This window comes from Acinetobacter sp. Root1280 (genome assembly GCF_001425285.1).
Taxonomy (GTDB): domain Bacteria; phylum Pseudomonadota; class Gammaproteobacteria; order Pseudomonadales; family Moraxellaceae; genus Acinetobacter; species Acinetobacter guillouiae.
Genome location: NZ_LMED01000029.1, coordinates 36,426 through 50,271 on the forward strand (window position 1 = coordinate 36,426; position 13,846 = coordinate 50,271).

Genomic DNA, 13,846 nt, shown 5'->3' on the forward strand with positions numbered 1-13,846 from the left:
TGGCAGTGGAATAGATGTCTAGATAGAGCTTTTTAAGTTTTAACTTAATTGATTATCTCTAATCTTTTTTTTTGTGATTTTCTTATCACTTTATTTCGATAAATAGTCAATAAATTCAATGTAATAAGTTTGTTGTTTTGAACATTTTAAGATATTTTTATGCATAAATATAATTGAGAAATGTCAGGTGAATTTAAAAACATTCTTATTGTTGGGTGGGGTAGGTTTTGTATTGCAGGGTTGTACAACCATGAATACATCAACATCAGACGCTTTTAAACAATATGCTTCTGCTCAAGAACTCATTGATAAGCATAATATTAATGAAAACAATAGTGCATCTAAAGAATATGTTTATGATTGGGGATCAAAACAAAGCGATCAGCAGGTGCAGTCTTTAACACCGAAAAGTTACTTAAGCCGTTATTGTAATGCCAAAGGTGGTCATTTTTCTCAAGTGCAAAAAAGCACAATGAGTTCTGTTAAGGATATTTGGGCAAAAAAATTATTAAATACTTATAGCAGTGTTAAACAGGGGATCGGTGCATACCAATGTACTGAAAGTAATGGTCAGCAATGGTATGTATCCATCGAACCTTTATCTGAACGTAAACTCGACCAAACTGGAACTCGAGTTGTAAATTTGCAAACCAAAGTTTTATCTTTGGATCAGCTTAATAAATTCTATAACAACAAAAGCAATATGGCGGCAGTTGCCCAAGAAAAGAAATCTAAAAATAGTCATTCAAAAAGCAGTGATACAAAAAACATTGATATAAAAACGAACAATTCAAAAAATGCTACTGTTAACAGCGTAGCAAAAACTTCCCCTGTTAAAGTCGTGGAAGAAAAAAAGCCAGTCGCCGCAGTTGCAGAGGAAGTGAAAGAAAAGCTTCAGCCTGAAAAAACAATAACGACACCGCAGTCACAACAGATGCAATTATATATTTCTGCGCGTAAAGAGTTAGGACGTGGACAAAATCAGATCAATGCCTGTAACAATGCTGAACGTGCTTATAATTATGGGCGCTTGCATGGAACAAGTGGAATTAATGTCTATGCTGAGTCAGGTGTATTGGTGGCAAGATGTTTAACCAATGTGCCAAGTTATAGTCAGCGTTTTTCTAATCCGCAAGATCGAGCTAAACGAATTTTGCAGAATTTGGCGGGTAATCAAAATCATGCAGTTGCCAAACATATGCTAAAGCAGATTAAATAATGGAATAGGGTGTTTCATCTCAATGGAGCGAAACACCCGAATAAATTAAAAGCGTTATTCATCATTCAATGAACATTCAAAACTACTCGGATTCTCTTTACAACGAACTTTTTTGAGGAAATTCATCATTTGTGGATCATAAATACCTGATTTAGTCAGTGCAATACGAGATTCACGCATCATTTTGATATAGTTCAGTTGTTCATTGGCAGGAATATTCATCCAATATTTTGCAGGAATTTCTTTTTCATATTTGGCTACAATGTTAAATGTTCTGCCCAATTGACTCGCGACCCAAGTTCGAGATTTTTGTCCAAAGCCTTGAGGGAATTTGTCTTTGCGAATAATAAAATTGGCCGAAATTTGAGTCAGTGGGAATTTTACGATGCCGCCTTTTTCTCCTAGGCCCTTATAGAGCTCAAAAGGTTTAAATGCAACAACAGGTGCAGGAAGGATATCAATTTCATGATTGTTAAATTTAGCGCCTGCACTGGTGACATCAACAGAAACAGCTTGTGCGCCCACTTGTTGAACCAATTTTGGTTGCGCTTCGTCATAACGGAACACCCCAATTTTTTTACCAGCAGCTTTTGCTAATGTGTTGATATTTTTGTCATTTACAAATAGATATGCTGGGCCAATTGTACCTAATCCTGCAATTTCATAAGGACCATTGACCATTTTCTCCGCTGCTCGGGGTAAAGATAATAATTTATAAGCTGAAATGGCTGTCTTCATATCCGTTAATGCACCGATCGCGTCTAAGGAGCCAATATATTTATTAAATTGGCGACCACGTAAACCACTGATAATTGCACCATCACATTTACCCACTTTTAAGTCTTCTGCTGCGAGCCTTTCGTCAGTAACGGCTCTTAAATCTATATCAGCACCCCAATTTTTTGCTTCAAGTGCATAATCTTTAGCTAGGGCATATGCATCACCTGCTTTACCAACCGGATCAAAAACACATACAACTTGCTTTGCAAAAGCAGGCATTGAAAGTGCGAATAAAGTAGTTATTGTGAGAGCTTGAACCATTTTCATATATATTTCCCTATAAACAGTTATGGCATATCTTATTAAAACGTATGTGCTATTGATGAACTAATGACCATGAGGATTGTTTTTTGTGTCAATAAACCCAACAAATGTAGGTTTTTGAGTGTGGATTATTGATTGAGATTTGATTCATGTGATATTGGTCTTTTTAGATCTTTAATTAGTTTAAGCTAGATGACAGATTAAGAAAGTATTTTAGTTTTAATCTATAAAGCTATCTATTTTAAATACAACATAAATATTGAATCCAGTTTAGCTCAGCAAATAAGATTATTTTCAGTATAGGTTGTTTACAGAGTCATAACAGGCGAACAGGTAGCGCTTGTGATACAAAGGATTTAATTTCGAATTGGACTTTGTTTATGTCACGCCAAATTTTCTCCTCAATGCATTCTAAATTTTCCCATATGGGTCGTTCTGTGTTTATGGCGACGGCATTAATGGGAACAGCACAATTTGCTGTCGCAGGGCCAACAGTCGATCAACTCAGTGATTGTTTGGTAAAAGCAACCACGGCAACAGATAAAACTACAGTATTGCAGTGGACCTTTGCTGCGTTATCTACACACCCCGATCTAAAAGCATTGAGTAATGTCAGTGATGCACAAAGAACGCAACTCGATCAAAAGTTTGCTCAGGTTTTACAACGTGTGATTGTAGAGCAGTGTTCCGCACAGACCAAAGCAGTGATTGCAGCTGAAGGTGTGCAAGCAGTAGGTGACAGTTTCCAAGAGTTAGGGCGTACGACAGGCGAAGATATTATTAAAAACCCTGAAGTGAAAAAACAGTTGCAGGGTGTATTGCGTTATATCGACTTAAATAAATTGGTGATGACTTTTTTAACCCCTGATATTTGGAATAAGTTGGGTGTGATTCGTCCATAAATCACTTTACCTTTACGGAGCAAGACTTCTTATCTGTTTAAAGGAGTGGGAATCTTCATGACTCAATAGAAGTCATTATAGAAATTTCAACGAAGCTCCTCTTACTATTGAAAGGGTTTGGGGAGTGGAATGAATGCATCAAGAAAGCTTGTTTAAAGTGACATTGTTAAAATTAGATTGAGTTTTGGTCTGTAAAAAATTGGTGATTGAGGGTATTTAAAAGATTGGGTTTTTTTAGTGTTTGCATGCTATCTTGATGATTTGATTCAAAGAAAACTTTAGGTCAATTTAATGAATTTTGAAAAACTCTTTTTATATAAACAATGGTCAGATCAGCGTTTATTTAAAGCCATAGATCAAATTGATCAAGTGCAATATTTAGAAGATTATAATTTTGCCAAGCAACAATTCAATCATATGATCATTGTCGAAGAGTTATTTAGATCTCGGCTAGAAAACACAAAAGCGTTGCACAGCCAAACCAATACAGAATTTTTACTCGCCTTAGATGAACTTAAACATCGAATTGCTGCATCACATTTATGGTTTATTGAATTTGTACAAAATATTCAATCGGATCAACTTGCAGAAATTATTCATTTTCAATTTATTGATAAAAAAACGGGTAGCCTATCAATAGAAGAAATCCTCTTTCATATCATCAATCATGGGACATACCATAGAGGCAATATCGCGCATGCTTTACATCATGCTCAGGTGGTTCATCCTGCCGATACATATACGGTCTTTATTCATCAGTATGAACCTGAGCGTAGAGCGCTTTGATAGTTTATAATTTGATAATTTATAAATGACGGGTGATTTTTGCTTTCTGATATTAGAAATAAGTTAGGTATGCGAAATCAATCCTTGTCTGATTTGTTTAAAATTTAATTGTTAAAAATTAACCAATACGTATAATTAATTAAATGATACGTATGAGGTGAAATCTTATGCAAGCGAAATTGACTTTATCTATAGATAAAAAAGTGATTGAACGGGCGAAACTTTATGCTCAGGAACATGAGCAGAGTGTTTCGAGTTTGGTTGAAGCTTATTTAGATCGTATTTCAGCACACACTGAAATTTCGAGTGATGTTCAAGCGCCTATTACTGGAAGTTTGACTGGGATGTTTGCCGTTCAAGATCAAGGGCAAGATTATAAGGCATTGCTTTCTGAGGCTCGTATGGAAAAACATAAATGAGCGAGCGGATATTTATTGATTCTGATGTAATTTTGGATGTGGCTTTAGCGCGTCAGCCTTTTGTTGAGGCAAGTCAAACTGTTGTAGCGTTGTGTGAGAAAGGGCATTTTACAGGGTGCATTTCTTCGAACAGTATTGCCAATATTTATTATATTTTGCGTAAGTTGGGAGGTGATGAGAAAGCGCGTCTTTTTATTCAACAACTTTTAAAATTCTTGGTGATTATCCCTGTTGATCATGTTGGGATTTCACAAGCGTTGGTGTCTAAGTTTTCTGATTTTGAAGATGCAATTCAATATTTTTCTGCGTTGAGTTTTGGTTGTAGCAAAATCGTGACGAGAAATATTCAGGATTATAAATTTGCTGAAATAAGTGTTATTTTACCGAGTGCTTTTATCGGCTGAGGGTATTTTGCCAGATAAAAAAATGAGAAAAATAATAGATTTAAATGTATGCCAAATTTTAAAAACTCAACATATAAATCCTTTAAACAAAGAAAACCCGCTCTAAAACGGATTTTCTTTTAAAATAAAATCAGCTTAACCAATCAATATTTTTTAATGCTTTGGTTTAAAGTAAGGTTGGCTTAATTTAATGAGCAGGCTTTACCCTGATACTCATAGCGATTTACCTCATAACTTTTACCATCCCAACGATATACCGCAAAACATAAACCTGGACCTCCATTTTCAATATCAGGCCAGCCGTCTTTGCCTGTGCTTTTTAGAAAAGTCGGTATACCCGCGTTTTCAAAAATAGTTTTCCATTTCCCATTTTTCTGTTGTGAAACAAGGTAGTATCCCACGCCTGTATTGCCATAACACATACTGCTGTAGTCTGAAATAACAGCATCATTTAGCCCATCTTTATTTAAATCCCGATATACAGTAATTTCACCCGTTTCGCATTTTCCTTCCCAACCATGCTTTGTTTTTGCAAAACCTGCTGCTTTAAAAATCAAGCTGGCTTCTTTTGAAGGAACATTAACTTTCGTTTCTGCGAAAGTTGTAGTTGTGAAAAGGACAAGTGTTGAGAGAGTTAGGATAGATATTTTCATTTTGACCTTGAATTTTGAGCAGTAGATTAATGTTTTTAAAGTAATAACAGCAAAGATTTCTTTTGAAAGTGTAACTGTTTCTGGAAAATAAAAAAGTAATAGTGAAGATAAAATGACTCTTTGCCTCGTTATGCTTATTAACTCGTAAAAAGTATAAGATTAATAACATGACTAAAATCAGATGACGCTCCCTCTCCCTATGGGAGAGGGCTGGGGTGAGGGTGCTTTCCCAGATAAAAAATTTTGAAAGAAAATAATAGATTTGAATATAACCAAATTTTTAAAAAGCTAAACATACCAACGCTTTAAACAAAGAAAACCCGCTCTAAAGCGGGTTTTCTTTTAAAATTAAATCAGCTTAACCAATCAATTTCTTCATCAAATCATTGACTTGAGCAGGGTTGGCTTTACCACGAGAGGCTTTCATCACTTGACCGATTAGACCGTTGAATGCTTTCTCTTTACCAGACTTATACTCTTCAACCATCTTCTCATTGGCAGCAAGTACTTCTTTGATAATGGCTTCAATGGCACCTGTATCAGTTTCCTGTTTCAAGCCTTTTTCAGCAATGATGTCATCTGCAGTTTTGCCTTCTTCCCACATAAAGCCAAACACTTGCTTGGCAATCTTACCGCTAATGGTATTGTCAACAATACGTGCGATCATCCCACCCAGTTGTTCTGCTGAAACAGGAGAGTCTTGAAGTTCAAGGCTGGCTTTATTTAAAGCACCAGAGAATTCACCCATCACCCAGTTTGCAGCAACTTTACCTTGAGCCGCACCACCAGAAGCCGTAACAACCGCTTCATAGAAGTCAGCCAATTCACGAGATAGAGTCAGTACATGTGCATCATATTCGGTCACAGCAAAGTCTGCGATAAAACGCGCACGACGCGCTTTAGGTAACTCAGGAAGTGCAGCACGAGCAGCTTCGATTTGCTCATTTGCAATGATCACTGGAAGCAAGTCAGGGTCAGGGAAGTAACGGTAATCGTTGGCCTCTTCCTTAGAACGCATTGAACGTGTTTCCATTTTGTTCGGATCGAACAAACGGGTTTCTTGATCAATACGACCGCCATCTTCCAAGATGTCCATTTGACGTTGAATTTCAACATTGATGGCTTGTTCGATAAAACGGAATGAGTTGAGGTTTTTTAACTCACAACGGGTACCAAATGGTTGCCCCGGACGACGTAATGATACGTTACAGTCAGCACGGAATGAACCTTCAGCCATGTTACCGTCAGAAATCCCTAACCAACGCACCAAAGTGTGAATCGATTTGATATAAGCAACAGCTTCTTCAACTGAACGCATATCAGGTTCAGACACGATTTCAAGTAAAGGTGTGCCAGCGCGGTTTAAGTCGATGCCAGACATGCCTTCGAATTGATCGTGAATCGATTTACCTGCATCTTCTTCCAAATGCGCACGAGTCACGCCTATACGCTTCACTGTGCCATCTTCAAGCTGGATATCAATATGACCTAGCCCAACGATAGGATTGTCCATCTGGCTGATCTGGTAGCCTTTTGGCGAGTCTGGGTAAAAGTAGTTCTTACGCGCAAATACAGAGGCTTGGTCGATATAGGCATCAATCCCCAAACCAAAACGAATTGCAAGATCAACCACTTCTTGGTTTAGCACAGGAAGTACACCCGGCATTGCTAAATCAACAAGGCTGGCTTGCGTATTCGGATCTTGACCAAATTCAGTTGATGAACCTGAAAAGATTTTAGACTGAGTTGCAAGCTGTGTGTGAATCTCAATACCAATAACGACTTCCCAACCGTCAATCAGCTTTGACACGGAAGGTGCTAACTTTTGAGCTTCAGTCATTATGCATTCTCCTCAGCAATAGCCGCACGTTTAGTATGCCAATCTGTATTTTGTTGATATTGATGCACAATTGAAAGTAATTGTGATTCTGACCAATAGTTACCAATTAACTGTAAACCTACTGGGAGATTATTCGTATCAAAACCAACAGGTGCGTTAATGGCTGGTAAGCCGGCCAAGTTCACCGCAAGTGTATAGATATCACCTAAATACATTTCGGTTGGACTCAAGTTCGCACCGATTTTGTATGCTGTCGTAGGTGCAGATGGTGCTGCAATCACATCGACATTTTCAAAAGCTTTTAAGAAATCTTGTTGGATTAAACGACGAACTTTTTGTGCTTTCACATAATAAGCATCGTAATAACCAGCAGAAAGCGCATAAGTTCCAATCAAGATACGACGTTGTACTTCTGCACCAAACGCTTCTGAACGAGAGCGTTTATAGAGATCTAAAATATCCGTTGGGTTTTCACAACGGTAGCCATAGCGAACACCGTCATAACGTGACAAGTTAGAAGACGCTTCCGCAGGCGCGATCAAATAATAAGTTGGTACATAGGCTTCAGTCATGTTGAGGTCAATCTCAACCAATGTCGCGCCCATGTCTTGCAATTTTTTCAAAGATTCTTCAACACGTGCCTTAACTTCTGCATCGAGGCCTTGAACATTGAAGTATTGTTTTGGAATACCAATACGTAAACCTTTCACTGCTGTTGCATTTAAGTTTGCAACATAGTCATCCACTTCTTTGTTGATTGAGGTTGAATCTTTGAGGTCATGTCCAGCAATGGTGTTCATCAAAAAGGCACAGTCTTCAGCAGAACGTGCCATTGGGCCACCTTGATCCAGTGATGACGCAAATGCAATCATCCCGAAACGAGAGACACGGCCATAGGTCGGTTTAAGACCGGTTAAGCCACAGAAAGAAGCAGGCTGGCGAATTGAACCACCTGTGTCGGTACCTGTTGCAAGCGGTGCAAGATCAGCCGCAACAACAGCCGCAGAACCACCAGAAGAGCCACCTGGAACATGTTCTAAGTTCCATGGGTTTTTAGTCGCGCCGTAGAATGAACTTTCAGAGGTTGAACCCATTGCGAATTCATCCATGTTCACTTTACCTAAAGTCACTAGGCCAGCTGCTTTGGCTTTCGCCACCACAGTTGCATCATAAGGTGAAATGAAGTTGTCCAGCATTTTTGAACCCGCAGTGGTTTTAATCCCTTGGGTACAGAAAATATCTTTATGCGCCAGTGGAACACCAGTTAATATGCCAGCAGTTCCAGATTTTAGTAAGTTGTCAGCAGCATCAGCTTGAGCCAATGCTTGTTCGGGAGTGACCGTTACATACGATTTGACACGATCATCAATTTTCGCAATACGGTCCAAATAATGCTGAGTCAATTCACGAGATGAAAATTGGGCAGATTTTAAGCCTTCTGTCATTTCACGAATCGATAAACGGTGTAAATCAGTCATGAGTACAATTCTTTACGATTAATTTTTTAAAATAAGTTCATTTGATCAAATATTATTCAATCACTCTCGGAACGAGGTACAAACCATCCTGAGTTGCAGGAGCAATGGCTTGATATTCTTCACGATGGTTCGCTTCAGTCACGACATCTGGACGAAGTGGTTGCGGATTATCAAATGGGCTCTTAAGTGGCTCAACACCATCGGTATTGATCGCTTTTAAGGTCTCCATCATCCCTAAGATTTTATTTAAACTTTGAGCATATTCAGCAGATTGCGTATCATTCAGCGACAATCGAGCAAGATTGGCGATTTGCGATACAGTTTGTGCATTTAATTCTGCAGAATGCTGAACATCTGAACTTGACATGATGTCTCACCTAATCAGTTTTAAAAAAATTCAAAATATCGTGCGTTATAATAAGCGATTGACTTGTTCAAATCATCACATTTAGTTAAAGTTGCCATCTTGCGTCCATATAAAGTTTAAACTGAGAACGACCCGTGATTCTAAAACGACTAATTGGCTTGTTTTCGCCAGATCTAGCCATTGATTTAGGTACTGCAAATACACTTATTTATGCACCAGGAAGGGGCATTATATTAAACGAACCGACAGTTGTGGCGATTCGTCACAGTGGTTCGCAGAAAATTGTTGCAGCTGTGGGTTTAGATGCTAAGCAAATGCTTGGTCGTACCCCAGCCAATATTTCTGCAATCCGTCCGATGAAAGATGGTGTTATTGCAGATTTCGAAGTTACTGAAACCATGTTAAATCAATTTATTGGTAAAGTGCATGAAAAACGTTTATTTCCACCTGCACCTCGTGTAGTGGTATGTGTACCATGTAAATCAACATTGGTAGAACGCCGTGCGATTCGTGAAGCTGTGTTTAACGCAGGTGCACGTGATGTACGTTTGATTGAAGAGCCTATGGCTGCTGCGATTGGGGCGGGTATGCCTGTTGAGCAAGCGTGTGGTTCTATGGTCGTAGATGTGGGTGGTGGTACAACTGAAATTGCCATCATTTCCTTACAAGGTTGTGTGTACGCAGATTCTTTACGTATTGGCGGTGATGTTTTTGATGAACAAATTATTAACTATGTACGTAAAGCACATGGTTGTGTAATTGGTGAAACAACAGCTGAAACTATCAAAAAAGAAGTGGGTATGGCTGTTGCTGACGGCACAACTTTAGAAATTGAAGTTCGTGGTCGTAACCTTGCTGAAGGTGTACCGCGTGCTATTACGGTAACTTCAGATGAAATTACCCAAGCGATTTCTGATCCATTACAAAGTATTGTTTCTGCTGTGAAATCGGCACTTGAGCAAACTCCACCTGAGTTATCTTCAGATATTGCGGAGCGTGGTATTGTGTTGACAGGTGGCGGTGCATTACTACGTAACCTAGATAAGTTGCTTGCTCAAGAAACAGGTTTACCTGTTGTTGTAGCAGAAGATCCTTTAACTTGTGTAACGCGTGGTGGCGGTAAAGTCTTAGAATTCTTTGACAATCCAAACCATGATATGCTTTTTGTAGGCTAAACTATACTCGATTAAGTTTAAGGATGAGGCGGTGCAACCGAATCTCTTTTCAAGACAACCGCCATCTTTTCGCTCGTTCATCATTGCGGTCATCACTTGTTTGGTAGTGCTGTTTTTTAACTGGCGCATGCCACAAGTGATTCAACCTGCAAGAGATGTCTTGTATGCGGCATATAATCCAATTTATGCCTTAGCAAGCTATCCTGTATTGTCGAAAGAATGGCTAAATCAACAAACTAAATCTGAGGCTCAGTTACGTCGTGAAAATACCGCGATGCAAGCTGAATTGCTTCAGGCTCAAGTACGTCTGCAAAAACTCTCTGAACTTTCTGCTGAAAATACCCGTTTACGTGGTTTGCTCGATACGCCATTGATTATCGATGGACGTATGGAAATTGCAGAAGTGATTGGAACCGATGCTGACCCATTGCGTCATATCATTATCATTAACCGTGGTGAAGCCAATCATTTAAAAGTTGGGCAAACTGTTTTAGATGATAAAGGAATCATGGGGCAAATCATCAACGTCTATCCACATAGTAGCCGTGTCATGTTGCTTTCCGATAAAGAACATTCTTTATCTGTACGTTTAGAAAGCTCAGGTATGCGCGCCATCGTGACGGGTACTGGTGATTTAGGACATTTGAAAATGGAATATGTTCCAACAAGTGCCAATATCAAAGTGGGTGATAAAGTTTATAGTTCAGGTTTGGGGCAACATTTCCCAGCAGGCTATTTGGTCGGTTCTGTATCTAAAGTCATGCGTCATAACACGGGTGAGTTTGCGCAAATTGATGTGGTTCCAGCTGCACAATTAGCAGGTGGTCATCATGTTGTGGTACTTTTCTCTGATTCTTTAGCGATGGAGCAGCCAAATGTTGATCGCTAAGAAATTACCTTCTGAAAAGCAACGTAAAGATCCATTATGGATTATTGTTGTCTCAATTATTATTGGTTCAATTTTAGTGGTTTATCCGATGTCCTATGCATTAGCAGGATGGCGGCCACTGTATATGTTTTTAATCATGCTATTTTGGGTGCTGTGTCAGCCTACATGGTGTGGAATTTGGTTTGCATTTACCATGGGGCTATTTACTGACTTATTGTTAGATGCACCTTTGGGGATGAATGCATTGAGCTATGTGCTGATTGCATTTTTAACTCGCTATTTTATTCGAGAAAGACGTGTACTGACATTTAGTAATCTTTGGATTATTAGTATGTTTGCAATCCTCGCGCATTTGGTCTTTACCTTTATGGCGCAAGTGATGGCTGGTACGCATTTTTCGATTACCCGTCATTGGCAAACATTGGTTTCGAGTATTTTTTGCTGGCCAGTTCTTTATTATTTATTAAGAAGATGGCGCATTTAATTCTGGCCTCAGGCTCGCCAAGGCGTAAAGAGCTGCTTTTACAAGTGGGCTTGGATTTTAGCATCCACAGCCCAGATATTGATGAATCTGTCTTGGAACACGAACAGATTGAGCAGTATGTCCAACGTTTGGCTGAAAGCAAAGCCAAAGTGGTATTGGCGTTGCATCCGCAAAGCACTGTTATTGCAGCAGATACAAGCTTGGTTTTTGCCAATCAAATTATTGGGAAACCAACATCTAAGCAGCATGCTTTTGAAATATGGACATTATTGTCAGGTCAAAAACATGAAGTGTTGACAGGTGTTTGCGTTGCAAATGCATATCAATTATTGAGTGTCGTGGTTCGTACGGAAGTTGAGTTCCAACAATTCAGTCTGAATGATATGGAAGAATATTGGGCTACAGGCGAACCTTTGGGGAAAGCTGGCGCATATGCAATTCAAGGTATTGCAGCAAAGTATGTGACAGGTATAAATGGTAGTTATAGCAATGTGGTTGGGCTACCGTTGCATGAAACGATACAGTTACTTGATCGTATAGATCAGCGCAGTTGAGGCACTAAATTAACTGCTGAAAAGAATTTTTATAATGTTTTGAGTTTAGTTATGTCTGACGAGTTATTGATTAACGTCACACCTATGGAATGTCGTGTGGCGCTAATTCAAAATGGTACGGTCAACGAACTGTTTGTTGAACGAACTGTTAAACGCGGGTTAGTCGGGAATATTTATAAAGGAAAAGTTGTCCGTGTACTTCCAGGGATGCAAGCAGCCTTTGTCGATATCGGGTTATCTCGTACTGCATTCTTACACATCAATGATATGATTTGGCCGCGTAATCAACCTACGCCGAATGTCTTTGAGTTATTACAACCCGGTCAAATTCTGACGGTTCAAGTGATGAAAGACATGTTGGGCACTAAAGGTGCGCGACTGAGTACCGATCTTTCTATCCCATCTCGTTATCTTGTCTTGATGCCATATGGCAGTCATATTGGTGTATCGCAACGGATTGAGTCTGAAGAAGAACGTGACCGTTTACGCTCGATGATTGAAAGAATTCAAAGCGAGCATAAGTTGCCGGGTTCAGTGATTGTACGTACAGCCGCTGAAGGAATTGAAGAGGCTTCAATTGCTCAAGATATGGCGTATTTAGCCAAGCTTTGGGAATTTATTCAGAAAAAACAAAAAATTATTGCAGTACCTTCGCTGATTTTTGAAGAACTTCCTTTACCACAACGTGTTATTCGCGATTTAGCCAATGATGATACGGCAACAATTTATGTAGATTCACGGGAAATACATGCCAAGTTGCAAGAGTTCGTTTGTGAATTTGTACCGAGTATGGAAAGCCGCTTGCAGCACTATCCTGGTGAGCGTCCACTTTTTGATTTGTACAATGTTGAAGAAGATATCCAAAAAGCATTACAAACCCGTGTAGCTTTGAAGTCAGGTGGTTATCTGATGATAGATCAGACTGAAGCGATGACCACAATTGATGTCAATACAGGTTCGTATGTCGGTGGCCGTACGCTAGAAGACACTGTGTTTAAAACCAATATGGAAGCGACACAGGTGATTGCGCGCCAATTACGCTTACGTAATTTGGGTGGCATTATCATTATTGACTTCATTGATATGCAGGAAGCTGTACATCGTGAAGAGGTCATGAATCAGTTTGATAAAATGCTGGAACGTGACCATGCAAAAACCAAGATTACCCAAGTCTCTGAACTTGGCTTAGTTGAAATGACACGTAAACGTACGCGTGAATCATTAGAGCATTTGTTGTGTGAATCATGTCCGACCTGTCAAGGGCGCGGATTTGTGAAAACAGCAGAGACAGTATGTTACGAAATTTTTCGCGAAATCTTAAGATATACCCGTGCTTATGAGTCTAAGAGTGGCTTTACTGTTATCGGTCATCCATCGGTGATTGATCGCCTATTAACTGCGGAAGCCCCAGCTGTCGCGGATTTAGAGCATTTTATTAATCGCGTGATTAAATTCCAAGTCGAAAATTTATACACGCAAGAGCAATACGATATCATTTTGAGTTGAAATTGTAACAGGATGTCGTTAAACAGTTGTTACATCTGAAATTTTACTTTTTGAACTGATTTCACAATACTAGATTACAAAGGTAGCCAAAGACTTTCTCCCTTTCACAGTCTTAGCAAGTGAGGT

At 39.2% G+C, this 13,846-nt stretch carries 15 protein-coding genes; 10 read left to right on the forward strand and 5 right to left on the reverse strand.

Going from position 1 to position 13,846, the window contains the following annotated elements:
• Positions 1 to 187 precede the first annotated feature (187 nt).
• The gene (locus ASC84_RS20475) at positions 188 to 1,219 is read left to right on the forward strand and encodes a hypothetical protein (protein ID WP_056518046.1); all 1,032 of its coding nucleotides are present in this window, start codon (positions 188 to 190) and stop codon (positions 1,217 to 1,219) included.
• Positions 1,220 to 1,273: 54 nt separating this feature from the next.
• Here the strand turns inward: ASC84_RS20475 and ASC84_RS20480 are convergent, their stop codons facing one another.
• Positions 1,274 to 2,266 (reverse strand): putative solute-binding protein, encoded by a 993-nt coding sequence (locus tag ASC84_RS20480; protein ID WP_056518048.1) that lies wholly within the window; start codon positions 2,264 to 2,266, stop codon positions 1,274 to 1,276.
• 377 nt (positions 2,267 to 2,643) lie between these two features.
• On the opposite strand from ASC84_RS20480, the gene ASC84_RS20485 reads away from it, so the two are divergent.
• The 4 genes from ASC84_RS20485 to ASC84_RS20500 all read left to right on the forward strand — a co-directional run bounded on the left by ASC84_RS20485 (position 2,644) and on the right by ASC84_RS20500 (position 4,774).
• Positions 2,644 to 3,165, forward strand: a complete 522-nt coding sequence (locus tag ASC84_RS20485; RefSeq protein ID WP_056518050.1) for a hypothetical protein — start codon at positions 2,644 to 2,646, stop codon at positions 3,163 to 3,165.
• 291 nt (positions 3,166 to 3,456) lie between these two features.
• The gene (locus tag ASC84_RS20490; RefSeq protein ID WP_056518052.1) at positions 3,457 to 3,951 is read left to right on the forward strand and encodes a DinB family protein; all 495 of its coding nucleotides are present in this window, start codon (positions 3,457 to 3,459) and stop codon (positions 3,949 to 3,951) included.
• 167 nt (positions 3,952 to 4,118) lie between these two features.
• Complete coding sequence (locus ASC84_RS20495; protein ID WP_056518055.1) at positions 4,119 to 4,370, forward strand: DUF6364 family protein; 252 nt, start codon at positions 4,119 to 4,121, stop codon at positions 4,368 to 4,370.
• Positions 4,367 to 4,774, forward strand: coding sequence for a PIN domain-containing protein (locus ASC84_RS20500; protein ID WP_056518056.1), 408 nt, complete (start codon positions 4,367 to 4,369; stop codon positions 4,772 to 4,774). The genes ASC84_RS20495 and ASC84_RS20500 overlap by 4 nt, the downstream gene beginning before the upstream one ends.
• Before the next feature lie 182 nt (positions 4,775 to 4,956).
• Here ASC84_RS20500 and ASC84_RS20505 read toward each other — a convergent pair whose 3' ends face one another.
• The 4 genes from ASC84_RS20505 to gatC all read right to left on the reverse strand — a co-directional run bounded on the left by ASC84_RS20505 (position 4,957) and on the right by gatC (position 9,112).
• Positions 4,957 to 5,427, reverse strand: a complete 471-nt coding sequence (locus ASC84_RS20505; RefSeq protein WP_056518058.1) for a hypothetical protein — start codon at positions 5,425 to 5,427, stop codon at positions 4,957 to 4,959.
• A gap of 358 nt (positions 5,428 to 5,785) precedes the next feature.
• Positions 5,786 to 7,267, reverse strand: a complete 1,482-nt coding sequence (gatB, locus tag ASC84_RS20510) for an Asp-tRNA(Asn)/Glu-tRNA(Gln) amidotransferase subunit GatB (protein ID WP_056518060.1) — start codon at positions 7,265 to 7,267, stop codon at positions 5,786 to 5,788.
• Positions 7,267 to 8,745 carry an Asp-tRNA(Asn)/Glu-tRNA(Gln) amidotransferase subunit GatA gene (gene gatA / locus ASC84_RS20515; protein ID WP_056518062.1) on the reverse strand — a complete coding sequence of 493 codons (1,479 nt, stop codon included), beginning with the start codon at positions 8,743 to 8,745 and terminating at the stop codon, positions 7,267 to 7,269. Before gatA ends, gatB begins: the two co-directional genes overlap by 1 nt.
• 52 nt (positions 8,746 to 8,797) lie before the next feature.
• Positions 8,798 to 9,112: an Asp-tRNA(Asn)/Glu-tRNA(Gln) amidotransferase subunit GatC gene (gatC, locus tag ASC84_RS20520; protein WP_004717422.1), complete on the reverse strand. Its 315-nt coding sequence runs from the start codon at positions 9,110 to 9,112 to the stop codon at positions 8,798 to 8,800.
• 134 nt (positions 9,113 to 9,246) lie between these two features.
• Between gatC and ASC84_RS20525 the strand changes: the two genes are divergently transcribed.
• Genes ASC84_RS20525 through rng form a run of 5 tightly spaced genes read left to right on the forward strand, consistent with a single transcriptional unit; the run spans position 9,247 to position 13,720 of the window.
• Positions 9,247 to 10,287, forward strand: a complete 1,041-nt coding sequence (locus tag ASC84_RS20525; protein WP_004717418.1) for a rod shape-determining protein — start codon at positions 9,247 to 9,249, stop codon at positions 10,285 to 10,287.
• A gap of 31 nt (positions 10,288 to 10,318) precedes the next feature.
• Positions 10,319 to 11,176 carry a rod shape-determining protein MreC gene (gene mreC, locus ASC84_RS20530; RefSeq protein ID WP_004717416.1) on the forward strand — a complete coding sequence of 286 codons (858 nt, stop codon included), beginning with the start codon at positions 10,319 to 10,321 and terminating at the stop codon, positions 11,174 to 11,176.
• Complete coding sequence (mreD, locus tag ASC84_RS20535) at positions 11,163 to 11,660, forward strand: rod shape-determining protein MreD (RefSeq protein WP_004717415.1); 498 nt, start codon at positions 11,163 to 11,165, stop codon at positions 11,658 to 11,660. The genes mreC and mreD overlap by 14 nt, the downstream gene beginning before the upstream one ends.
• On the forward strand, positions 11,648 to 12,214 hold the full coding sequence (locus ASC84_RS20540) for a Maf family nucleotide pyrophosphatase (protein ID WP_056518065.1): 567 nt from the start codon (positions 11,648 to 11,650) through the stop codon (positions 12,212 to 12,214). The genes mreD and ASC84_RS20540 overlap by 13 nt, the downstream gene beginning before the upstream one ends.
• A 51-nt stretch (positions 12,215 to 12,265) precedes the next feature.
• Complete coding sequence (rng, locus tag ASC84_RS20545; RefSeq protein WP_004717413.1) at positions 12,266 to 13,720, forward strand: ribonuclease G; 1,455 nt, start codon at positions 12,266 to 12,268, stop codon at positions 13,718 to 13,720.
• Positions 13,721 to 13,846 lie beyond the last annotated feature (126 nt).

Coding starts and splice junctions, on each gene's coding strand:
- ASC84_RS20480 (WP_056518048.1), bottom strand. CDS start 2,266: ATGAAAATGGTTCAAGCTCTCACAATAACTACTTTATTCGCACTTTCA.
- ASC84_RS20485 (WP_056518050.1), top strand. CDS start 2,644: ATGTCACGCCAAATTTTCTCCTCAATGCATTCTAAATTTTCCCATATG.
- ASC84_RS20490 (WP_056518052.1), top strand. CDS start 3,457: ATGAATTTTGAAAAACTCTTTTTATATAAACAATGGTCAGATCAGCGT.
- ASC84_RS20495 (WP_056518055.1), top strand. CDS start 4,119: ATGCAAGCGAAATTGACTTTATCTATAGATAAAAAAGTGATTGAACGG.
- ASC84_RS20500 (WP_056518056.1), top strand. CDS start 4,367: ATGAGCGAGCGGATATTTATTGATTCTGATGTAATTTTGGATGTGGCT.
- ASC84_RS20505 (WP_056518058.1), bottom strand. CDS start 5,427: ATGAAAATATCTATCCTAACTCTCTCAACACTTGTCCTTTTCACAACT.
- gatB (WP_056518060.1), bottom strand. CDS start 7,267: ATGACTGAAGCTCAAAAGTTAGCACCTTCCGTGTCAAAGCTGATTGAC.
- gatA (WP_056518062.1), bottom strand. CDS start 8,745: ATGACTGATTTACACCGTTTATCGATTCGTGAAATGACAGAAGGCTTA.
- gatC (WP_004717422.1), bottom strand. CDS start 9,112: ATGTCAAGTTCAGATGTTCAGCATTCTGCAGAATTAAATGCACAAACT.
- mreD (WP_004717415.1), top strand. CDS start 11,163: ATGTTGATCGCTAAGAAATTACCTTCTGAAAAGCAACGTAAAGATCCA.
- ASC84_RS20540 (WP_056518065.1), top strand. CDS start 11,648: ATGGCGCATTTAATTCTGGCCTCAGGCTCGCCAAGGCGTAAAGAGCTG.
- rng (WP_004717413.1), top strand. CDS start 12,266: ATGTCTGACGAGTTATTGATTAACGTCACACCTATGGAATGTCGTGTG.